Below are 23,033 nucleotides of genomic sequence, written 5' to 3'. Positions count from 1 at the left end.
AATCTGAAGATGTCACCCGCCACGGCGGTGTCAAACCAAGGGCCTTTTGTATAAGTTCAGTATCTGTCATAATGCGTATGAACTTACCATTTTGTATGGCTACTAAGCAAGGGCTACCCACTCAAATCAGCGAGGAACCATTTTATTTTTATGTCCCGTCAATAGTTTTGCACAGTAGGTCCCGGAAGTTGATCATATTCATGCTGGTTATTTTAAAAGCTTCTTGATAAATGGCTTCACAATAGGACTGTCATTTATCGCCTTAATGATTTTCTCTTTGATATCTGAAGGGATATCACGCATTATCACCTTGCATTTCTGGTTGGGATCAACTATTTTACCAAAATCTTTTTTACGCACCAACATGGGCTGGTTGCATTCAATAATGCTTTCTTTTTTCAAAAAATGCAGGTCGTTTTTGTCTACACTTACCAGACACGGCACTGCGTGTTCATTTGTTCTCTGATAATATTTAATCCTGCTTTCCATCTGAGAGGTGATAACACATAACAACAAATACGAATCAGCACTTATGGGGACTGTAATATGATAGTGTGGCGGGGACTCGGGAGCATGGTCGGTATTCTTGAAGTAACATACACAAAAGCCTTTTAATGTGTTTGCGATATAGGCAGGCGGAAAATCCACAATCAGTCATAATTTCCGGAGAGAATTTTCCTGGATTCCTTAATATGTTGCTTGGAGGGTATTTTTAATGGATCATCTTTTATTGTCGATAAAAGTTCTTTTGTATCAATACGCTCTCTTTTTGTTAGTTTATTGGTAAATAAATCCTTATACTGATACCATTCGGGGTACTTGTGAGTGTAATCCCGCAATTTCCATTGTCCCATTTTCCCAAACTTTTCCACAACAAAATCGAGAGCTTCCTTGTCGCTTTCCGAAAGCATGTCAAATGAGACTCTCGTATCAGGATTTGCCTTGAAAGTATTATCATCGATTATCTCAATCAATCTGGAAGCATATTTATATCCGCTCTTCGAAATACTAAACGGGTCAAGGTTCAGGACATCTTTGACTGTTGTTCCAACCGGGCCATGTTCCATTGCGTAGTAATCATCATTGGTTATTGTTCTTCCATAACGGATGAGGTGGTATTTATCGGCAAGGTATATAAGCTTGACAAGTTTGATTTTATCGGCTTTCCCAAGTTTTCTGAGGAGATAATATAATGCTTCAATTATGGTGGCTGTATCTATCATGCTAAAGACCTTTTATGATTTTGTCGGTTACAAGAACCCTATATTCTATATTTTTATTATAGCAGAATTAGCGGGAATTTCAGTTTAAAAAGTGTGCCCACACTTATCATAGCGGTTTTATATAACAGCTTGATAGAAAAAATGTCAAACTATTTTACAGTATTTTTCTTGCTGTTAACCTTTTGTAATACTCAGAAGACCCTTATCCTTACAATAAAAACCGGACTTATGATTTATATCATGGAATCCTTTGCCTCGTATAGTGCATTATTAAAGTGCTGATATAGTTACAGCAGAAAGAAAAGATAATAAAAGTCAAAGGAGGACTATCAATGTTTTGTTACCAGTGTGAACAGGCTGCGAAGGGAACGGGATGTGAAAAGGTTGGGGTTTGCGGGAAGAGTCCGCAGGTTTCGGAGTTGCAGGACCTGCTTGAACATGCATTAAGGGGCTTGGCCCTGTATGCCGTGGAGGCTGAGAAAGAAGGGATCGCTTCTGATCCCGCTGTAAATGCCTTTACAGCAGATGCACTTTTTACCACTCTTACGAATGTGAACTTCGACGGGGAGAGCATTGCAGGCCTTGTCAGAAGGGGGGTTGAACTCAGAGAGGGGCTTAAAAAGAAGGTTTCAAAGACTTTTGACCATGATGCTGCTACCTTTACTCCGGCAGATGATTACGAGGGAATGGTTGCACAGTCAGGCCGGGTTGGTATTATGAGCTTAAGCGATGATCCGGATATCCGCTCGCTCATGCATACAACATTGTACGGGCTGAAGGGTGTTGCGGCATATGCAGTACATGCACGCACACTCGGACAGGAGGACAATGGTGTCTATGCCTTCATGCACGAGGCCCAGGCCTCCATGCTGAGCAAGGACCTCACCCTGAACGACTGGGTGGCAATGGCCCTGAAGTGCGGAGAGGTCAATCTCAGGGCAATGGAGCTCCTTGATACGGCTAACACCGGCACCTATGGACATCCCGAGCCTACCAATGTCTCGCTCGGGGCTAAAAAAGGCAAGGCCATACTCGTATCAGGCCATGACCTTAAAGACCTTGCGGAGATACTGAAGCAGACAGAGGGGAAAGGGATAAACGTATACACCCACGGCGAGATGCTTCCCTGCAACGGTTATCCGGGGCTTAAAAAGTATCCTCACCTTGCAGGTCATTACGGAACTGCATGGCAGAACCAGCACAAGGAGTTTGCTGCATTCCCGGGTGCAATACTCATGACCACCAACTGCTTGCAGAAACCCCTTGATACCTATAAGGACAACATATTTACCTCAGGGCCTGTTCAGTTCCCCGGCGTAACACATATTGAAGGGTATGATTTTACCCCCATTGTTGAGAGGGCACTTGAATTACAGGGTTTTGAGGCGGATGTGGCAGGCAAAACAGTTATGACGGGATTTGCCAGAAACGCTGTATTGGGCGTGGCTGGAACGATTGTGGAGGCAGTAAAGAACAAGGACATACGTCACTTCTTCCTGGTTGCAGGTTGTGACGGGGCAAAACCCGGCAGAAACTACTACACAGAGTTTGTCGAGAAGGTCCCTTCAGACTGTGTGGTGCTGACACTTGCATGCGGGAAGTTCCGCTTTTTTGACAAGGAACTCGGAAATATCGGCGGAATACCGAGGCTTCTGGATGTGGGTCAGTGCAATGACGCCTATTCGGCTATAAAGATAGCGCTTGCCCTTTCCGAGGCATTCGGCGTTGGAGTCAACGACCTGCCGCTTTCGATGGTGCTTTCGTGGTATGAGCAGAAGGCAGTGGCGATATTGCTTACCCTGCTTCACTTGGGTATTCAGGATATCAGGCTTGGGCCGACACTTCCGGCATTTATCACACCGAACGTGCTCAAGGTACTGGTTGATAACTATAACATCAAGCCGATCAGTACGCCGGAGGAGGATCTGAAGGCGATACTCTGTGGTGATGAAGCAGGTGATGCCGACTGTCTTGAGGTTAGCAAGGCCTCAGCTTAACCAATTACTTTATGAAAATATGCTCAAAAAGAGAGGGGGCGGAATGCCCCCTCTCTTTTATTAAACCGGCAAATAAATACAGAGTATTTAGTAGGTTAAGGGTTTATTGCACAAACAGAAAAAAACCATATATGTCATTCTGAATTTATTTCAGAATCTCTAAGAATCAATAGGTTATGAGACCCTGAATCAAGTTCAGGGTGACAAATCAAGGGCAAAATGTTATGAGACGCAGTCTATTCGTCTTGCCAGGCCTGAAACAATACTGAAACAAGTTCAGCACATGGTTCAGAGCCTGTCCAATTTAGTTCAGCTGAATAGTTACCGAATTAATATCATATTCAGCCCTTCCATTCTTCAACAACATTCCCTTTTTCATCAAACCTGCAGGCCTGGATAAACGGGTCATGATAGAAGGTGAACCACGACCCCTCTTTGATACCCCTGGATTCCAGCTCTTTTTTTATTTCAATGGCATCAAGGGGAAAGTTGTCATAGGCAGTAACCCAGAGCGGGTTGAAATGGGCATGAGTGGGAAGCAAATCCCCCATATGCAGGGCTGTTTGCCCCGCAGACTCCATTCTCACTACCTGATGCCCCCTTGTATGTCCGCCTGTATGTATGGCCTTTATACCATCAACAACCTCAACCTCACCTGAAACCAGTTCGAGATTCCCTGACTTCTTCAGCAGTTCATAGTTTATGGGCCAGTAAGTGTTGACAGACCTCCTGTTTGGATTTAACACGTCCTGCCATTCTGTTTTCTGAAGGATGTGCCTTGCATCTGGAAATGTGAGCGCCGGCCCTGCACCCTCGACCATCATCACCACTCCGCCTGCATGGTCAAAATCAAAATGGGTCAGGATAACAAGGTCTATATCCTCCCTCTTTATATCCAGAGAGTTCAGGTCTTTCAGGATGTTCCAGTCCTCCTGCTGCCTGAATATCCTCTTCTGTTTTTCGTCAAGCTTGTTCCCCAACCCCGTATCAATGAGAACAAGGGCGTTGGGAGTTTTAACAAGGATGGGTGAGGTAATCAGCGGGACACGGTTTTCTTCATCACAGCAGGGGTATTTTTTTGACCACAGCACCTTTGGCACAACACCAAACATGGCCCCGCCATCAATGGCAAGTCTACCGCCGCTGAGCCAGAACAATTCGAACTTTCCTAATTTTAAACCCTTTTTCATGCTTTTCATATCCCCATAACCGTGTTACTGCCTTGGCAATTAAACACTGCAACCCGGATTGAATGACAAATCAACGCTGACCGATATAAAAGAGAGACATGATTAACCCTGAACGGTTTTAATTTCGCAGTATATTCACCCGGATGGTGAATTGCGAAATTCCCTCGGAGTCCCGACTGGATGTCGGAACGAGAATGAGTGAAGGGTTAATCATGTCTCTCTTTATACCCCTTATTTCCGGATATACAATCTGCCTGGTCACGCTTCTCCCTTATCCCAACGAGTTTCCCAAAAACCTCCATCTTCATGAGCTCGTCCGTGCTGTAAGGCACCTTCCGTCTCCAGTTCGGATATTCATCTACGGTTGAGGGCAGATTTTGCTGGTCTTCCGTCCCCAGGATATCGTCAAGATTTACGGTCAGAAGTTTTGAGGGGGTCATTGCAAGGTATCTGTAAATGGCAAGGCATAGTTCATCTGTCATAACAGGGATTCTCCCGGGGTCAGCTGGCATTCCCGGCGGCAGCAGTCCTGCCCGTTTAAGTGCCTTCAGAAGCCTCTGCCTGTCAGCCTGCCTGTTTGACAGGTCCAGCAACCAGGCATCTTCGTCAGGATAGAGCTTAAGCGCCTTTTTGACCTCTATATCCCTTCCTGTCCAGAACCCGGAGATGGTGGGAAGGTCGTGGGTAGTGATCGAGGTGACCGCCATCTCAGGGTATACCTGCGGGGGCAGATACTCCCGGGTTGAACGGTCCCTCTCGTAGTAAAAAAGCCTGTAGGAGAGCATCCCGAACCTCTGCAGGGTCTCCCTTACTTTCTTGCCGACAGTGCCGAGGTCTTCGGCAATCACGACTACGCGGTTCCTCATGCTCTCAAGTGCTATTATCCTGAGGAGGTCTTCAGAGGGATAGCGTATATAAACACCATCCTGTGACTTTATGCCCGGAGGAATCCAGTACAGCCTGAACAACCCCAGGGCATGGTCGATACGGATGGCTCCGGCGTGTTTTAGATTCTCTCTGATAACCTGTATAAAGAAGTCGTAACCCTGCTGACGCAGCCTGTCGGGAATCAATGGTGGAAAGCCCCAGTTCTGGCCCCTGAGGCTGAAATTGTCAGGCGGGGCTCCGACGTTTACGTCAATGGCAAATATCTCCTGATTGCCCCATACATCACTGCCGTCAGCGAGTGAGCCTACGGCGAGGTCCCTGTAAAGCCCTACTGACATGCCTGATTCCTCTGCCTTTTTTGATGCATTACCAAGCTGTTCATTTATCAGCCACTGTATGTACTTGTGAAAGGTTATCCTCTTTTCGTGCCTCTCCCTGAACATCCTGACTTCATGAGCATCAGGGTTATGGTACTCCTGTGGCCAGTCCTTCCAGCGACAAAGCCCTTTCTGCGTAAAGTGTTCGTGGAGGGAGAGAAACGTTGCATAGTCATCAAGTGGTTTTCCCTCGGAAGAGATAAAAAGCCTGAACCTTCGACCCCTCTCTGTCAGGGAAAGGAGGTGCTCTTCATATAAATACTGAAATGCCGCACTCAGCACCGGCTCCTTGAGTCTTGCAACCCCCTCATAGTCAACAAGTTCGGTCTGCCGCAGCCTCTCAAGCTCCTCAACGAATTCGGGGCTCTCAATTATTGCCGTTGCCCTCCTTGAGTTCATGACGTCTTCAACCCCGTAGATATCTATGTATATCATGTTGCAGTACAGGCGGCTTAGCGGAGAGTACGGACTCACGCCGTAGGGCATCCGGTTGGCAATACTGTGCAGGGGATTTATCGCTACAAAATCTCCCTCCAGCTCACTGCCTACCCATTGGAGCATCTCCCCCAAATCACTCAGATCACCAACTCCCTGGTTACTGCCGGAACGCAGGGCATAGAGGTTTATTCCGAGACCCCAGGTCCTGTTGCCGTCCGCAAGAGCCGGGTGCAGGTAGGCCCTGTCCGGAGTTATGATGAGCCGCATCCGCCCTGACAGGACGTGACCTGCCGAAACGACCTCGACGCTTACATCGTAATATCCTGTTGGCCTGTCATCCCTGTCTGCAACTGAAACCTCGATAACCCTCTTTCCGGCAACCTCTTTAACTGTCTGCCGGGGAATACCTGAAAGCTCCGCGCTGTTGACCTCTGTATGGTCTTCCTCATCAGTAACAGACCATCTTAAAACCGTCTTTTCATCAACATCTTCAGCCGGTATACACAACCGGAGCTCCCCGGACTGGGCATTTATTGATACAACCTTTGCCGGCTCAATCAGGGCAGTGTACCTCTTCTGCTTAATCCCTTCTATTGCCTCCCTCACCCTTCCGGGCTCCGCGGTATCATATCCCATGGCCCTGAGTGCAGCCGTTTTGGTCTCAAACGGAACAGTTCGGAGCTTGTCCCATGCGTCATAATACTCAGGAATGATGCCGCAGAGATTGGAAAGTTCATTTATAAGGTCTTGTATCTTCATTATCAACTTATCCTTAATTGAGTTGTCCGAAAAACTCCCGGACAGGCTCAACTCTTTTCTCAGGTGAAACCCTTAACGGGTTATCTCCTCAATATTGAAAAAAAGCCTCTGCCCAAGATGCAAAAACCCCTCTATCCATTCTCTGATATCCTTTGCCTTGACATCGTTTGCCATGATATCCTTTTCACCTGATTCTTCGCACTTCAGCATATCCTGGTATACAGACATCAGCATATCGTAGTATATATTCTGGGCAGTCCAGAGATTCACCTGCACAGGCATGAGAAAGACAACAGTCAGCACTTCATTAACCCTTTCAAGGTGCTCAAAGTCAGGGGCCTCACTGAATCTCCTCATCTCCTCTTCGAGTCTTCGCCTCAGGAACATCTCCAGCCACTTCAGATCCAGTTTTATATGCCACCGCTTCATCTCCCGGAGCAGAAAACTGACCCTTTCCGTGTCCACCCTCTTGCTCTGTATGGCCTGCTGCATCTCCCGCTTCAGTGCTATCTCGGTTGCCATCATGAAGACCCCGGGGATCCTGTGACCAAACTCCTCAAGCATGCCCATAAGAAAGGAGTTCTTTTCATATACACCCTCAAAGTTTTTCTCTATCTCTTCAATATTGTCCTTGATGATAACATCGAGCAGCCTCTGCTGCTCGTCCTTGAAAAGATCCTTGATTGTATAGCGCTCAGGACCAAAAAACCTCTCTGTATTCTTCAGTATTCCAGCTATGTCCCCCCTGCTGAACCCGGAGAGTATCTCTTTTTTTATCTTTTTGTATTCCCTGTTATCCGTGTAATCCGTAACAGCACAATTATAATCATACGCTCCGAGTTGAAGGGCGGCAAAGACGAGGGTCTTTGTCTCTTCCGTTATTAACGAAGTAACGCGAAGCCTGCCGATTGCAATCTCTGTATCCTCGTGCCTCAGTTTCTGATAATCCTCCGTCTTCACCCTGTAACAGTAGACCTCGGTGTCTTCAGGATATTCTTCAAAAAACGAGCTTATGGCCACATGCACTGTCGCCCTCTTCAGATCCGCCCTTGAAGGCTTTACAGACCTTTTGTATATATCCGCTCCATTGCCCAACTCCTCAATATTGCTCCTTGCACCTGCAAGTCTTTTAAGAAACTCATCTTCAAGCCATTGTCCCGATACCTCACCGGCAAGCTCTATTGCCCGGGCAGCATACCGGAGTATCTGGACCGTCTCAATGCCCGAGATGTCTTCGAAAAACCAGCCGCAGCTTGTGTACATCAACATTGCATTTCTCTGCATTTCAAGGAGTTTTAAAGCGGTAACCCTCTCCTCGCTGTTCAGAGACTTTACGGCATTGTTGCTGAAGAAGATATCCTTTGTGGTATCTGAACGCTCCAGTATCACGTCTATGTAATTGTTTCTTGCACTCCAGGGGTCTTTCAGAAGACCTGGAGCATGTTCTTCATAAATCCCGGCAAACCTTTCCCTCAGCCAGTCCAGACTTTCACGCAGGGGGGCCCTCCATCCCTGATTCCATTCAGAATGGCCCCCGGTGGCGCAACCACAATCAGAGCGCCACCTCTCAATCCCGTGGGCACAACTCCAGGAGGTATTTTCGATGATCTGCACCTCATGCGAGGGGTTGTTAAGTGAGAGATATTCTGCGTAATTGCATAGCCTGACACCGGGGTCCCTCTCAATATGGTCAACTGCATAGGCAAGGGCCATCTCACCAAACTTGTGATGATGGCCGTAAGTCTCACCATCAGTTGCAATGTTAACAATTGGCGAATGGTTCCCACCGTGCTTTAATGCCTCAAATAGCCTGCTTGCAAAGGACTCACCACTGTTGAGCAGGTCACCAAAGGAGACGTCATGAGCAATCCCCCCTTCATAGAAGATAATGTGCATTTCAGCCCCTGAAGGTAACCTGCACAGATAGGGTATGGTGGTATCTATTGAGCCACCCGACACATCAGTCCACTCCTCCCCTCCAACCGGCCTGACACTCCTTGCCTGCCCCGGAGCAAGGACCGTGAACCTAATCCCGTGTTCGCTCATTATCTCGAGGGTCTCTGTATCCACTGCAGCCTCTGGAAGCCACATACCCTCGGGCTGACGTCTAAACCTCTTTCTGAAATCCTGTATGCCCCAGACGACCTGAGTAATCTTGTCCTGCCTGTTTGCCAGGGGCATTATCATGTGATTGTATGCCTGCGCCATTGCATTGCCGTGGCCTGAACGGTTCTCTGTGCTCAGCTTGTCGGCCTCAATGATCTTGTTATAAATATGCGGTGAATGCCATTCAATCCAGCTAAGCAGTGTTGGGCCGAAGTCAAAGTTTATCTTTTCATAATTATTCACGATCCGGATAATTCTGCCCGTACCATCCACTATCCTCGAAACAGCGATAGGTGCATAGCACTCAGCGTTGACCCGCTCATTCCAGTCATGGTACGGATATGCAGACTCCTGAGCCTCGATCCTCTCAAGCCAGGGATTTTCCCTGGGGGGCTGATAGAAATGACCATGTATACAGATATATTTTTTCATATTTACTCATATCTCCTTTCAGCTTATTCAGCTTATACTGTATTATTACGGCATTAAAATCGTCAATAAGAAACTGAAGCCCGGGACAGAGAGAGGGCGGGGAGACCCCGCCCCTACAAACGGCATTAAAATCGCCATAAAAATCGTCAACACGAAAGTGAATTCCGGGACAGGGGTACGAATCCGTTATAAAAAGAGTTATAATAATTATCATATGGCTGAGGAGATAAAGACAAGAAGTGGTGTCAATCTGCTGGTAGAGAGACGGGACATAGCCGGCGGGATTGAATTATCACTACGAATGAAAAGCAGGAAAAAATGCATCCTGCACTGGGGACTTGCGCTCAATGAAAGCGCTCCCTGGCAGATCCCCCCGCAACCGCTCTGGCCCGAAGGCAGCAGGGCCTTTGATGAGGGGGCGCTTCAAACACCTTTCATTCTTCATAACAATGAAGGCCGAATCATCGTCAGGCTGGATAAGGACCTGAATTTCGCAATCCTGAACTTTGCCCTCTTCTTTCCCGAGGACGGTTCCTGGGACAATAACCGGGGAAAGAACTACCGGATCAAGATCAAATCACCGGCACGCAAAGGGCCTTCTCCGGCACAGGTACTGGAGGAGGAGCTGAAGGAGCGTGAAGTATTATTTAAAGACGTGTATGGACTTGACCCGGACAGTCAACTGGCAGTTGCCCTCTGCAGGGAAGACGGCCGCTACCGGCTCAATCTGCTTACCGACATGCCGGGGCTCCTGATCCTGCATTGGGGTGTGGCAATGCATGGACGTGATGAATGGCTCCTGCCCCCCTCTTCAATGCATCCGGCCGGAACAGAGGTGTTTGACGACAAAGCTGCAGAAACACCTTTTGTCCTGCATGAAGGCATGAACCGGCTGATACTGAAATTCGGGGAAGATGATGCCCCCATGGGGATTCCCTTTGTGCTGAGGCATCCCGGCACAGGCCGCTGGATTAAAGACCGGGGCCGGAACTTCTACGTACCTGTGGCCGGTCAAAAGGAGGTTCCCCTGTCTCAACTTGCCGAAACGATCATCCGGGCTGAAATGGGCAACCATTCATGGACGCTGATGCACAGGTTTAACCTCTGCCACGACCTGCTGGAGAGAGTCGGAAATGACGTGGAAGGCCTGGCACTGCTTTTTGTATGGATGCGTTTTTCAGCCATAAGGCAACTGGTCTGGCAGCGGAATTATAATACAAAACCGAGTGAATTGACTCACTCACAGGACCGCCTGACCCTGAAGCTTGCAGATGTCTATATAAGTGAACCGGCAAGCCGTGATCTAATCCGCCTGATGATGACCACAGTGGGCAGGGGCGGTGAGGGCCAGCGTATCCGTGACGAGATACTCCACATCATGCACAGACACCACATAAAGGAGGTGGCAGGCCATTTTCTGGAGGAGTGGCACCAGAAACTCCACAACAACGCCACCCCCGATGATATCGTCATCTGTGAGGCTTACCTGAACTTCCTGAGAAGTGACGGAGATCTTGAGCTCTTCTACAGAACCCTTGAGGCCGGAGGTGTTACAAAAGAGAGGCTGGAAGGCTTTGAACGGCCTATAAAAAGCCCTCCGGATTTTATCCCCCACCTGAAAGACGCCCTGATACATGATTTTGAGGAGTATCTAAGACTTTTAAGATCGGTTCATTCCGGCACTGATCTTGAAAGCGCCATCAATGCCGCCAGGTATCTACTGGATGCCGAAGCAAGCGGGATGCTGGAATTCATATGGAAGCACAAGGATAACAGCAGAACAGAGATGGTGGAGCTCGTTGACAGGATCACCCGGGTTCGGCGCATTCTTAACAAACTCCTGAGCACGGAAAAGGATAACGCCAGGGTTCGTGATATCCTCTACCTCGACCTTGCACTCGAGGAGTTCCTGCGCGTTATCGTAGAGCGCAATATACACTCCCGCATGGAGGTGAAGGAACTTGTAGAACTGGTGGGCATGGTACTTGAGAACGTAAGGTTCTTCTATGACAGTGAAGAGTTTTTAGCATGTCTCCGTGAGTGGAAAAGGCTCAAGGCGGTCTCTCCCCTTACCCTTGACCGAGCACTCCACGCCAAGGCCGTTCTTGACAGGATAGGGCGTGCCATAGGCGCCTTTATCGACCATTATTACCAGTTGCTGCAACCCAAGGCAGAATTACTCGGCAAGGCATTTCAAGCCGATTCATGGGCCATTACACTCTTCTCTGAGGAGATTGTGCGCGGCAGGCCTGCATTTGTTCTGTCCATGCTTTTGCGTTATCTGGACCCGGTATTGCGAAAAAAAGCAAAGCTCGGCAACTGGCAGGTTATCAGCCAGGGCCAGGGGATTGGACGGGTCGAGACAGTGGAGGCATTAGGGGCCGTTCAGGGCAAAAGGTTTGACAGTCCCACAGTTATCATTGCAGACAAGGTAAGGGGAGACGAAGAGCCCCCTGAAGGTGTAACCGCTGTTATTACTCCGGATGCAGTTGATCTTGTGTCTCATGTGGCGGTCCGTGCCAGAAACGCTCACCTCCTCTTTGCCATCTGTTACGACAGAAAACACCTTGAGCGCCTTAAATCACTCAAGGGCCGTTACCTTAACTTTGCGGTGGATACATCAGGAGACGTGGTATTTGAAGAGGTTTCCGGTGAAATGGTTAATGTACCCCCACGGGTAAAGTTGGGATTTATAAAAATAGCCCGGCCTGAGTTTACAGCATACGCTATAGGTGCAAGGGATTTCAGGGAAGGAGTAGTGGGCGGCAAGTCCCTCAACCTGACCCGCCTGCAGGGTAAATTGCCTGATTGGGTCCATCTGCCCGCTTCAGTGGCACTGCCGTTTGGTGTATTCGAAAAAGTGCTTGCACTGGATCGTAACAGCGAGATTGCACAACATTACCGGGAACTCGTATCCGGGCTTGACGGCAACCCCGAAGAGATACTTGAAGATATCCGCAAGACCCTGCTGGGGCTTGAAGCCCCGGAGGAGTTGCCATCCGTACTTCGCGGGGTTATGGAGGATGCAGGGCTTGGGTGGCCCAAAGACTGGGATGACACCTGGATGTGTATCAAGCGTGTCTGGGCGTCCAAGTGGAATGAAAGGGCATATCTGAGCCGTAAGGCAAGGGGTATCCCTGATGAGGACCTTTTCATGGCAGTGCTCATCCAGCAGGTCGTGGAGGCGGAATACTCCTTTGTAATCCATACGGACAATCCTTTTACAGGCGACAGTGATGAACTCTATGCAGAGGTGGTGTTGGGCCTTGGGGAGACCCTGGTCGGTAACTATCCGGGCAGGGCCCTTGGTTTTACCTGCAGGAAAAGGGGGTCTGAACCACAGCTCCTTTCCTATCCGAGTAAAAGCGTTGGTCTCTTTGGTGGAGGACTCATCTTCCGTTCGGACTCCAATGGAGAGGACCTGAGCGGTTACGCGGGGGCCGGCCTTTATGACAGCGTAATGCTGAAACCGCCCCGTAAGGTTTTACTAGATTATACAGAGGAGCCATTGGTGTGGGATGAGAATTTCAGAAATGAACTCCTGACCGGAATCACCAACGTCGGCGTCATGGTTGAAAAGGTCCTTGGCTCTCCGCAGGATATCGAGGGTGCCTGCTCCCAGGGCCGTTATTATGTAGTACAGACACGTCCTCAGGTGTGAGGTATGAGATGAAAGGGACAATAAGCAATTGCGCAAACTGCAAGGAAGAGCTGGTGGCGGTGGAGGGATTTGAACCCCCGACCCTGCGGATATGAGCCGCATGCTCTTACCAACTGAGCTACACCGCCGTTATCTTGCACTTAAAGGTAATGGTCATTATAACAAAAAAATCAGCCTTAATAAAAGAGGATAAAGCGTCTCATCCGCACATTTATCAGAAGGCCCACACATATGAAATTGGAAAGCAAGGCTGTGCCTCCATAGCTGAAAAAAGGCAGGGGAATGCCTACTACCGGCATCAGCCCCATCGTCATGCCGATATTGATAAAGACATAGAAGAGAAACATGGTGCTGATGCCGATGGACAGGAGTGTGCCGAATTCATCCTTTGCATAAAAAGCGGTTTCATATCCCCGTATAATTAACAGGAGATAAAGGCTGATTACAACAACAGAGCCAACGGCCCCCCACTCCTCTGAAAAGACCGAGAATATAAAATCCGTATGTTTTTCGGGCAGGAACCGGAACGGTCCCTGTGTGCCCTTGAGATATCCCTTGCCGAAAAACTTCCCGGAGCCTATTGTGATTTTGGACTGCTCAATCTGATATCCTATGCCCTTTGGATCGACCTTTGGGTCAATAAATGCAACCAGCCTGTTGCGCTGGTATTCCTTCAGTCCTTCCCACAGGATGTTTCCTGCAAATGGTAGCGAGATGACAATCACCAGCAGCACACTGACGAGAATACGTCTCTGCACCCCCTTCACCAGTACCATTAAGACGACTATCCCGACCAATGTTATTGCCGTGCCAAGGTCTGGTTGCTTGTAAAGAAGGTAGAAGGGTATCAGTACAAAGAGGAACAGGAGTGTTGCGAGGGGAGAGGCTGAAAGGGGTGAACGTTTTATGCTCAGGTATTTAGCCACAACGATAATAATGGCTATCCTGAACATTTCCGAGGGCTGAAAACTGACCGGCCCTATCCTGAGCCACCTCTGGGCTCCCATGCCCGTATGACCAAGCAGTATAGTCAGGAACAAAAGGATTAACCCGATTCCGTACAAATGGTAGGCAATGCTGATAAGTTTCCTGTAATCAAAACTTGCAGAGACAAAGAGGGCGATGATGCTGAGGACCAGCCATATCGACTGCCTTACATAAAACGATGGCTGGGTATCCAGGACAGACCTTGTGGCACTGTATATCGTCATTATCCCAAGGAGGGTAAGAACAAGGGGGATGGAGAACATTAGCCAGTCAAAGTTCCGGATGCCCTGATAATTAATTTTTAGCCGGTGTCTCAACATAGTATCCTGATGATTTCATATATGCTTCAATAGTTGCCTTTGCAATAGGGCCTGCTGTTTCTCCACCATGCCCGCCGTGCTCAACAAAGACAGAGACGGCTATTGAAGGATTTTTAACCGGTGCGTATGCAACGAACCATGCATGGTCCCTGTACTTGTTTGCGAGTTTTTTCTTAACTACCTCGGGTATCTTGATGACCTGGGCAGTCCCTGTCTTGCCTGCAATCCTGACGATTTCCGACCTTGCCGTCCCACCCGTGCCCTTTCTGTCCTCAACCACCGCCACCAGGGAGTCCCTGATTATCCTGAGTGTCTTCGGGCTCAGGCTGAGTTTTGCTATCGGCTCCGGGCCCGGCTGGTCCTTGAGAAGCTCAGGCCTGTAGACATTCCCCCCGTTTGCTATGGCGGCTATCATCAGGGCTGCCTGGGCAGGGGTAATCGAGACGTATCCCTGCCCTATTGCAGCATTAAAGGTCTCGCCAAGGTACCATGGAATCCCCTTTTTTCTTAATTTCCAGGATGTAGTCGGGATGAGTCCTTTCCTTTCAGCACTCAGCTTGACCCCCGGCGCAATGCCGAGTCCGAGTGCATTTGCATACTTCGCAATCCTGTCCATCCCAAGGAGCCTGCCGATCTCATAAAAATATATATCGCAGGATTCAACAATGGCCTTTCTGAGTGCTGTTTTGCCATGTCCCTGCCCCTTCCAGCAGCTGAATTTCCATATTCCCACATGAATCTCACCCGTGCAATCCACTGAAAAATTCTCGTCTACAACCCCCTCCTCCAGGGCGGCAATGGCAGTAACGATCTTGAATATGGAGCCCGGAGGGTATTGACTTTGAAACACCCTGTTCAGAAAGGGATGTCCTGGATGTCTCTGAAGCCGGTTCCATTGCTTTTGGGATATCCCCCGCACAAAGAGATTGGGGTCAAAAGAAGGAAGGCTTACAAGTGCAAGCACTTCACCACTCTGAGGGTCCAGGGCCATGAGTGCCCCGGCCTTTCCCTTAAATGCCTCCTCTGCCGTCTTCTGTGTCCGGATGTCAACACTCAGGGTCAGTTCCTCCCCCTTTTGGGGCGGCACTACCTTCAGTGTACGCAGCTGCCTTCCGAGTGCATCGACCTCTATAAACCTCTTTCCCGGAACACCTTTTAACCGTTTATCATAGAGCGCTTCCACTCCCCATTGTCCAACAAAGGTGCCCCTGGGTGTACCGGCAAAGAGCCCCTTGCGCAACTGGGCTTCTGTGGGGAGACTCAGATACCCGATCAGGTGTGCGCCGGTGCTGCCATAGGGATATGCCCTCGTGATTTCTGTCTCTACTACAAGGCCGGGGAAATCAGACCTTCTTGCCTCTATCCTGGCGACCTGGGCAAAGCTCAGACCCTCTTTCAGCCTTATCGGCTCCAGGACGTGTTTTTTCCTGTTCGCTATCTTTTCTGACAGGTCTTCAACTGATGTGTCAAGGAGTTTTGACAGCCCGGAAAGGTTGAGGCCCTTTTTCGAGAGGCCGGGTATCAGTGAGGCAATGAAATAAGGGGCATTTTTCACAAGGGGGATACCGTTTCTGTCAAAGATTATACCCCTTGGGGCAGGAATCTTGAAGACCCTGACCCTGTTTTTCTCAGACTGCTTTCTGTAATAACTGCCTTTCAGAATCTGCAACTGCCACAGTCTTAGCAGAAAGACTACAAAAACGGCCATGGAGATGTAAGCCAGAACCGTTATGGTCTTCTTTTTATCTATCATTTTTCAGGTCTTATCAGCCACCCGAAGGGTGCGTTTATCAATGCCTTGACAATGGTCAGGGCTATAAAATCCTGTAGAGGTGCCGGACTCTGCGAGAAGAGGGAAAGCGATGTGTATACCACTGTTTCGTCAACAACCGTCAGGGCAAAGACCGCAAGCATTCCCAGCAGGGGAGTCCATATAAAAAAGCCATCCGAGAGATACGCAGGAAGTATACCAACCAATCCCTTTCCCAGCATTCCAGGACCGATTAACTGTCCTGAAAGGGTATCTTCGAGGAACCCAACGGATATCCCGACTGCTGCGCCCTGGAGTTCACCTCTCCTGAGGCCGAAATAATAGACAAGAAGCAGCGTCAGATTCACTCTTATTATGTCTATTGATATCACAGATTGCAGGAGAAAAACTCCAGCAATGATTATTGTCCAGAAAGCGATTTTTTTGGCAGTCCTGTTCATAAATTGAAGTCCTATTTTTTAAAGACCATGACCTCTTCAATCATGGATGTCTTTATTATTGGTTTAGCCTCAATGTCAAGGAAGAGCTCGCTCCCTTTCTCAACCCCCGTGATATAACCCACGGGAATACCTTCGGGGAAAACCCCGTCAAGCCCTGAAGTTATTAATAAAGCTCCGGGCTTTATATTTTCGTCCTTTGGAATGTATTTTAAGGTACATGATCCATCCCCCCTGCCTGACAGTATACCTTCAATCCTTGAGTCCTGAAGCCGTACGGATACGGAAAAACTTACGTCTGTGACAAGCAGCACCTTTGAGAACCCGGGCATAACCTCTGAAGTTTTTCCAACGAGTCCTTCCGGTATCCTTACGGCCATATCCTTTTTAATGCCGCTTGATGCCCCCTTGTCAATTATAATCAGCTCCGGCCACTGCCTTATCCCTGAAGAGATGACCCTGGCGGCTGCAATAAAATGAGGGGCTGTCTCTTTTATTCCGAGTATGGTGCTTAGTCGCTGGTTTTCGAGTTTGAGTTCTGTGTATTCCTGTTCTCTCATCTTAAACTGGCCGATCTTGTTTTTCAGTATCCGGTTTTCATTTTCCAGTCTGAAGTAGTAACGAAAGGGTGATTTGATGACGTTCGTGACAGCAGAGAAACACCTCTCCAGCTGGTATAGAGGGGTCTGCAGGGCAGTTAGGGGTCTAAACGGTCCCCTGGTACTCTGAAAGGTCATAAGGGAGGCAGAAACGACAACAACCAGAAAAAGCAAGACAACCCGTCTGTTTCTCATCTCATCATCAATTCAGGGCTACACGTTGCAGCAACTCGATTTCATCAAGCATTTTGCCCACTCCTCTGACAACTGCTGTGAGGGGGTCATCGGCAACTATTACAGGGAGCCTGGTCTCTTCCTTGATCAGCAGATCAAGACCGCGCAGGAGTGCACCGCCTCCGGCCAGCACTATGCCTGTATCTACAATATCCGCTGCAAGCTCCGGAGGGGTATTTTCAAGTGCTGCCCTGATTGTATCGAGTATTATGGTGACGGGTTCCTGAAGGGCCTCCCTGATCTCCTCTTCATTTATAGTGATGGTTTTGGGAATCCCTGAAACCATGTCCCTTCCTTTTATTTCAAGCTCCCTGGAGGTATTATCAGTCGGATAGGCAGAGCCGATCTCTATCTTGATCTGCTCGGAAGATCTTTCGCCGATCATAAGGTTGTATCTTCTTTTTATATAAGCCAGGATCGTTTCATCCATCCTGTCTCCACCAACCCTTACCACCTTGCTGTAAACAATTCCGTCAAGGGAGATTACGGCAACATCAGTGGTTCCGCCTCCAAGATCGACAATCATGTTGCCTGTAGGCTCGCCCACAGGCAGGCCTACGCCAATTGCAGCAGCCATGGGTTCTGATATGAGATAGACCTCCCTTGCACCGGAGGCCTGGGATGCATCTTTAACTGCCCTCTGTTCGACCTGTGTTATCCCTGAGGGCACTCCAATGATGACCCTTGGGGAGACAAAGCTCTTCCTGTTATGCACCTTTGTTATAAAGTACTTGAGCATTTCCCCTGTGGCATCAAAGTCTGCAATCACACCGTCTTTCATCGGCCTTATCGTAGTTATGTTTGCCGGGGTTTTGCCAAGCATTCTCTTTGCCTCAATTCCAACGGCAATCGTCTTCTTATTGTCTTTCCTTATTACAACCACCGATGGTTCGTTACAGACAATTCCGCCTTTCTTTACATAGACCAGGGTGTTGGCTGTCCCAAGATCTATGGCAAGGTCGTTTGAAAATAATCCAAGTATTTTCTGTATAAACATCTATCCTCCTGTTGCGGAAGCTTTAATTATCCCCCTGAATTCATTTCAGGGTCTCGCAACCTTTTTAGTAATTTTAGTGAGCATCTTGCAGCAAGCAGCTATTTTTCACTGTCTGCTACATGTTCCTTGTTGGCTGATACTTCTATAACATTGGTTTTCGCAATCTCGTCGCCAAGACGTCTGTTTGTATCACTTCCGAAAAGCACGATAAATTCAAAGGCCAGCACGCAGAGAAAGAGAAGCCAACCTATCAAGGGTATTCTCCATAACAAAAACCCGAAGGCGATAGTCATGTTTCTCAGTATGGATTCCTTGACAGTACAAGGCCCTCCGTCCACCCTGACCACACTTAACCCAAGGAGCATTTTGCCGGGACTTCTGCCGTTAAAGAAACCATCGGCTACCAGAATGTATACAATTCCTGCAAAAAAACCGGTCTTCTGTAATATCTCAACAGCTATAGTTGCCACTATAAGGTCTATTACCTTTGCAACTACACGGGAGAGAAGTCCTGCAGGGGTTACCATTTAAAATACTACCAGATAGGTATTAAGATTTTCAAGGAAGGGGATGCCCTCGCCTGCTTTCCGGCGTGATATCAATGCTTTCGGGCCGCACCCTTTTTCTCAAAGGGTGCGGCCTGTTTTTAAATAAGGTTATATGAGAGCAGAGTCTCCCGCAAACTTTTTTTGTTTGCCTCTGAGATTTCGCACAGCGGGAGGCGGAGATCCCCTCCTATCCTGCCCATCATTGAGAGGGCGGTTTTAACAGGTATGGGGTTGGTTTCCAGGAACATCGCAGCATTGAGTGGTTCGAGCTTGAAATGGAGCTTTCGGGCATCGTCATAAAGCCCCTTTTCATAGCTTGCACACATCCGGGAAACCATCCCGGGCATCACGTTGGCAGTGACGGAAATCACGCCCCTGCCGCCGAGGGCAAGAAGGGGAAACGTGGTGAAGTCATCTCCTGAAAGAACGGTAATCCTGTCGCCACACCGCCTCATAACCTCACTCACCTGCCTCATATCACCGGAGGCTTCCTTTATGGCGACAATGTTTTTAATTTCGGCAAGCCTTGCAACCGTTTGAGGCAGTATGTTAACAGCCGTGCGTCCAGGCACATTATAAAGCACAAGCGGAAGGTCAACAGCCTCTGCCACTGCCCTGTAATGTCTGTATAGCCCCTCCTGGGTGGGCTTGTTGTAGTAGGGTGCGACAAGCAGGGCTGCATCCGCCCCGAGTTTCCTGGCCTCCTGCGTCATTGTAATCGTCTCATCAGTGGAATTGGCACCGGTACCTGCAATGACCGGGACCCTTTTGTTTACCGCCTCTATGGTACTCTTTATCACCCTGTAATGTTCCTCATAGGTCAGGGTTGCCGACTCTCCTGTAGTGCCGCAGGGCACTATACCGTTTGTGCCCTCTGATATATGCCACTCGATCAGCTCTGACAGGGCCTTTTCATCCACACCCCCATCACTGAAAGGGGTAACCAGGGCTACTATTGAACCTTTAAGCATGACGTCCTCCTTAAGAACTTTATCCCCGCCCTTTCCGTCTGTCCGGAAAGGGCAATCTGAAAAGAGTCTATATATTTACCGGAAACATGTGCCAGAGACCGGCCCTGTAAGTAGAGCCCGCCTTTTCTATCCACTTGACAAGCCCATAGCCCGGCATCTTTTCGTTTCCCCTCTCCCTTATTGTTATCGCATGACCTTTCTGCAAGGGATAGGTAGTTATCATACCAAACCCCTGCTCTGAAATATCCACAATTGAGCCCTTTGCCTCAACCCTTGTGGCATCTCTTCCCCCCACCTCTGTTACAGCAAACTTGATATTAAGGCTCGTTGGTTGTCTGGAAACACTTCTCTTTTCTGTTATCATTTTTCTCACCCATCGACTTCAATATTGATAGATCCATCAAATACAGTAACGGCAGGACCTGCCATGTAGATATGTCCATCCTCGGCCCATTCAATAAAAAGGTCTCCACCCAGGAGGTGAACCGTCACGGCTCTTCCTGTAATCCCGATTAATGATGTTGCAACAGCAGCAGCAGAGGCACCGGTTCCGCAGGCCATTGTCTCACCCGCACCCCTTTCCCAAACCCTCATCTTTATCTCTTTATCATTGAGTATCTCTACAAACTCCACGTTTGTCTTGCGGGGGAATATCTGATGGTTTTCAATCATCGGGCCGTAATAGCTTACAGGAAAGGTTCCTACATCATCAACGACTATAACGCAATGGGGATTACCCATGGAAAGGCATGTGATATCAAAAACCTGCCCCTCAACCTCAAAGGGATATTTTATAAAGACGGCTTTTTCCGGCAGGACGGCACTGTCTGTTTCCTGGATATCTATCGGTATCTTTTCCGGCGAAAACTCCGGCATTCCCATATCAACCCTGACCAATCCATCGCACATCTCCGGCTTGATAATGCCCGCCGGCGTCTCTATCTCAAGCACCTTTCTTTCACTCAAACCCCTGTCCCAGATGTACTTGGCGAGACAGCGGATGCCGTTGCCGCACATCTCAACTTCCGAACCGTCGGCATTGAATATTCTCATCCTGAAATCGGCCTCCTGAGATGGACAGAGCAGGAGAAGCTGGTCTGCACCGATGGTAAACCTTCTGTTGCACAGATGTGCTGCCAGCATAGAGAGTTCATCAGTGCCGAGATTGGCCAGGGACGACTCTTTAATAGCGTTAACGACAATAAAGTCATTTCCAAGGCCGTGCATCTTTGTGAATTCGATTTTCATAATATCAAAAAGTTATAAACATGCCTAATTTTTAATTTTTCACTTGTCCAGAAAATCAGGTATCATCTCACCACGGACAAGGTCCCTGTATGTCTCCCTCTTTCTTATAATATGATGTTCACCGTCCTTTACAAGCACCTCTGCCGGTCTTGGACGGCTGTTGTAATTGGAGCTCATCGAAAACCCATAGGCCCCGGCACTCATAACAGCAAGACAGTCCCCGTGCTCAACCCTGTTGATTTCCCTCTCCCTTGCAAGAAAATCCCCTGATTCGCATACAGGGCCGACAATATCTGCAGTGATCAGTTTGCGCCTGTTCTTCCTGACAGGGACGATATGATGATATGCGTCGTACAGGGTGGGCCTCATAAGGTCGTTCATCCCTGCATCCACTATCACAAACTCCCTGTCCTCACCCCTCTTCAGGTAAAGCACCCTTGTGAGGAGTATACCTGCGTTCCCTGCGATTGAACGTCCGGGTTCCATAACTATTGTTATGTCCAGTCCCTTCAGAAGCGGCAGGAGTTTTTGGGCAAGCTCCTTTGGGTGGGGTGGGGATTCGTCCTTATATTGTATGCCAAGCCCGCCACCTATGTCCAGATATCGCAAATTGATTCCCTCTGCCTTCAGGCTCTCAATGAGGACCAGTATCCTCTGGAGTGCATCTACAAAGGGGGTTACCTTTGTTATCTGTGAGCCGATATGCTTATGAACCCCTATCAGCTCAATATTTTCAAGTCCCTTTGCCAGTCTGTAGTACTCGAGGGCATTTTCTATCGGGATGCCAAACTTGTGCATTCTAAGCCCTGTTGATATATATGGATGTGTTTCAGGGTCAATATCAGGATTTATTCTCAGAGCTATCGGAGCAGTGACATTCATCCGGCCTGCTATATCGTTAATCCTTTCAAGCTCCTGCTCGGATTCCACATTAAACATCAATATCCTCTTGCTGAGGGCATATCGAATCTCGTCATCGGTCTTTCCCACCCCTGCATAAACAATCTTCTCCGGGGGTATCCCCACCCGTAAGGCCCTGTAAAGCTCCCCTCCGGAGACAATATCAGCGCCACCACCATGATTTGCAATCAGACGGAGGATGGCACTGTTGGAATTGGCCTTCATTGCAAAGCATATTATATGTGGAATTTCCCTGAAGGCGTCATTATATGCCTTCAGGTGCCGGGTCAGGGTTTTATGGCTATAAACATAAAGGGGGGTGCCATACTCTTCAATAAGGCTCCTGACCGGAACATCTTCGGCGTAGAGCTCTCCTTTTAGATATCTGAAATAATACATACTCCTCCCATAAATACGCTTGATATTAAATCCTATATTTTTAACACAGGGGGCCACTTAAAGTCAAAGTTTTACAGTGGCGAAACCGGAAACGGAAACGTCTCATCCGGTAAAAAGAGGACGCTTTTTTATTGCCTGACGGACACAATATTTCGTATTGACTATTTACTCTCAAGTATGCTATTCTTTATATAGAGTTTCTGAAGTTTTTGTAACGCGTAAGACCACAAAGACTTTTAGCTTAGTGGTCTTTTTTTATTTAGATGCGGAGTAATTCTGAGACTTTAGTTTTTAAGTAAGGAGGTACGTAGAGAAATGGCTAATGGAACAGTAAAATGGTTCAACGAGTCCAAGGGTTTTGGTTTTATCACAAGTGAAGACGGCAGCGATGTGTTCGTCCACTATTCCTCAATCCAGGACGATGGGTTTAAGTCACTTGCCGAGGGCGAGTCGGTCAGCTTCGATATCGAAGAGGGTCCAAAGGGTCCCAAAGCAGTAAATGTGGTTAGACAGTAATCGACTCTGTAATTGACCAAAGAAAGTCCCTCTGT

At 48.4% G+C, this 23,033-nt stretch carries 18 protein-coding genes and 1 tRNA gene; 3 read left to right on the top strand and 16 right to left on the bottom strand.

Annotation, left to right across the window (positions count from 1 at the left end):
- Positions 1–207: 207 nt before the first annotated feature.
- Together VST71_03765 and VST71_03760 are read right to left on the bottom strand one after the other, a co-directional pair.
- Complete coding sequence (locus tag VST71_03765; GenBank protein MEC4684835.1) at positions 208–489, bottom strand: hypothetical protein; 282 nt, start codon at positions 487–489, stop codon at positions 208–210.
- A gap of 161 nt (positions 490–650) precedes the next feature.
- Positions 651–1,223: a Panacea domain-containing protein gene (locus VST71_03760; protein MEC4684834.1), complete on the bottom strand. Its 573-nt coding sequence runs from the start codon at positions 1,221–1,223 to the stop codon at positions 651–653.
- Positions 1,224–1,555: 332 nt separating this feature from the next.
- Here VST71_03760 and hcp point away from each other — a divergent pair, with 332 nt between their 5' ends.
- Positions 1,556–3,220, top strand: a complete 1,665-nt coding sequence (gene hcp / locus VST71_03755) for a hydroxylamine reductase (GenBank protein MEC4684833.1) — start codon at positions 1,556–1,558, stop codon at positions 3,218–3,220.
- 341 nt (positions 3,221–3,561) lie between these two features.
- Here the strand turns inward: hcp and VST71_03750 are convergent, their stop codons facing one another.
- The 3 genes from VST71_03750 to VST71_03740 all read right to left on the bottom strand — a co-directional run bounded on the left by VST71_03750 (position 3,562) and on the right by VST71_03740 (position 9,410).
- Complete coding sequence (locus tag VST71_03750) at positions 3,562–4,410, bottom strand: MBL fold metallo-hydrolase (GenBank protein MEC4684832.1); 849 nt, start codon at positions 4,408–4,410, stop codon at positions 3,562–3,564.
- 206 nt (positions 4,411–4,616) lie between these two features.
- Entirely contained in the window at positions 4,617–6,872 is a 2,256-nt protein-coding gene (malQ, locus tag VST71_03745) for a 4-alpha-glucanotransferase (GenBank protein ID MEC4684831.1), read from the bottom strand.
- 72 nt (positions 6,873–6,944) lie between these two features.
- Positions 6,945–9,410: a DUF3536 domain-containing protein gene (locus tag VST71_03740; GenBank protein ID MEC4684830.1), complete on the bottom strand. Its 2,466-nt coding sequence runs from the start codon at positions 9,408–9,410 to the stop codon at positions 6,945–6,947.
- A 214-nt stretch (positions 9,411–9,624) separates the two neighbouring features.
- On the opposite strand from VST71_03740, the gene VST71_03735 reads away from it, so the two are divergent.
- A complete protein-coding gene (locus VST71_03735) occupies positions 9,625–13,071 on the top strand; it encodes a PEP/pyruvate-binding domain-containing protein (GenBank protein MEC4684829.1) in 3,447 nt (1,148 codons plus the stop codon).
- A gap of 51 nt (positions 13,072–13,122) precedes the next feature.
- On the opposite strand, the gene VST71_03730 is transcribed toward VST71_03735, so the two are convergent.
- The 11 genes from VST71_03730 to lysA form a co-directional block, all read right to left on the bottom strand.
- A tRNA-Met gene (locus tag VST71_03730) sits at positions 13,123–13,199 on the bottom strand.
- Positions 13,200–13,247: 48 nt separating this feature from the next.
- Positions 13,248–14,378, bottom strand: a complete 1,131-nt coding sequence (rodA, locus tag VST71_03725; GenBank protein ID MEC4684828.1) for a rod shape-determining protein RodA — start codon at positions 14,376–14,378, stop codon at positions 13,248–13,250.
- On the bottom strand, positions 14,353–16,131 hold the full coding sequence (mrdA, locus tag VST71_03720) for a penicillin-binding protein 2 (protein MEC4684827.1): 1,779 nt from the start codon (positions 16,129–16,131) through the stop codon (positions 14,353–14,355). The genes rodA and mrdA overlap by 26 nt, the downstream gene beginning before the upstream one ends.
- A complete protein-coding gene (gene mreD, locus VST71_03715) occupies positions 16,128–16,589 on the bottom strand; it encodes a rod shape-determining protein MreD (protein MEC4684826.1) in 462 nt (153 codons plus the stop codon). The genes mrdA and mreD overlap by 4 nt, the downstream gene beginning before the upstream one ends.
- A gap of 11 nt (positions 16,590–16,600) precedes the next feature.
- The gene (mreC, locus tag VST71_03710) at positions 16,601–17,380 is read right to left on the bottom strand and encodes a rod shape-determining protein MreC (GenBank protein MEC4684825.1); all 780 of its coding nucleotides are present in this window, start codon (positions 17,378–17,380) and stop codon (positions 16,601–16,603) included.
- Between the two features lie 7 nt (positions 17,381–17,387).
- Positions 17,388–18,416 carry a rod shape-determining protein gene (locus VST71_03705; protein ID MEC4684824.1) on the bottom strand — a complete coding sequence of 343 codons (1,029 nt, stop codon included), beginning with the start codon at positions 18,414–18,416 and terminating at the stop codon, positions 17,388–17,390.
- Between the two features lie 98 nt (positions 18,417–18,514).
- Complete coding sequence (locus tag VST71_03700) at positions 18,515–18,943, bottom strand: RDD family protein (protein MEC4684823.1); 429 nt, start codon at positions 18,941–18,943, stop codon at positions 18,515–18,517.
- A 119-nt stretch (positions 18,944–19,062) separates the two neighbouring features.
- Positions 19,063–19,935, bottom strand: a complete 873-nt coding sequence (dapA, locus tag VST71_03695; protein ID MEC4684822.1) for a 4-hydroxy-tetrahydrodipicolinate synthase — start codon at positions 19,933–19,935, stop codon at positions 19,063–19,065.
- 67 nt (positions 19,936–20,002) lie between these two features.
- On the bottom strand, positions 20,003–20,299 hold the full coding sequence (locus VST71_03690; GenBank protein MEC4684821.1) for a hypothetical protein: 297 nt from the start codon (positions 20,297–20,299) through the stop codon (positions 20,003–20,005).
- A 5-nt stretch (positions 20,300–20,304) separates the two neighbouring features.
- Positions 20,305–21,177 (bottom strand): diaminopimelate epimerase, encoded by an 873-nt coding sequence (dapF, locus tag VST71_03685; GenBank protein MEC4684820.1) that lies wholly within the window; start codon positions 21,175–21,177, stop codon positions 20,305–20,307.
- 45 nt (positions 21,178–21,222) lie between these two features.
- The gene (gene lysA / locus VST71_03680; protein MEC4684819.1) at positions 21,223–22,482 is read right to left on the bottom strand and encodes a diaminopimelate decarboxylase; all 1,260 of its coding nucleotides are present in this window, start codon (positions 22,480–22,482) and stop codon (positions 21,223–21,225) included.
- 315 nt (positions 22,483–22,797) lie between these two features.
- On the opposite strand from lysA, the gene VST71_03675 reads away from it, so the two are divergent.
- Positions 22,798–22,998, top strand: coding sequence for a cold-shock protein (locus VST71_03675; protein ID MEC4684818.1), 201 nt, complete (start codon positions 22,798–22,800; stop codon positions 22,996–22,998).
- Positions 22,999–23,033 lie beyond the last annotated feature (35 nt).

This window comes from Nitrospirota bacterium (genome assembly GCA_035873375.1).
Lineage (GTDB): Bacteria > Nitrospirota > Thermodesulfovibrionia > Thermodesulfovibrionales > JdFR-85 > BMS3Bbin07.
The sequence above is the reverse complement of the archived record's forward strand: the minus strand, read 5'-3'. Positions and strand labels throughout refer to the sequence as shown.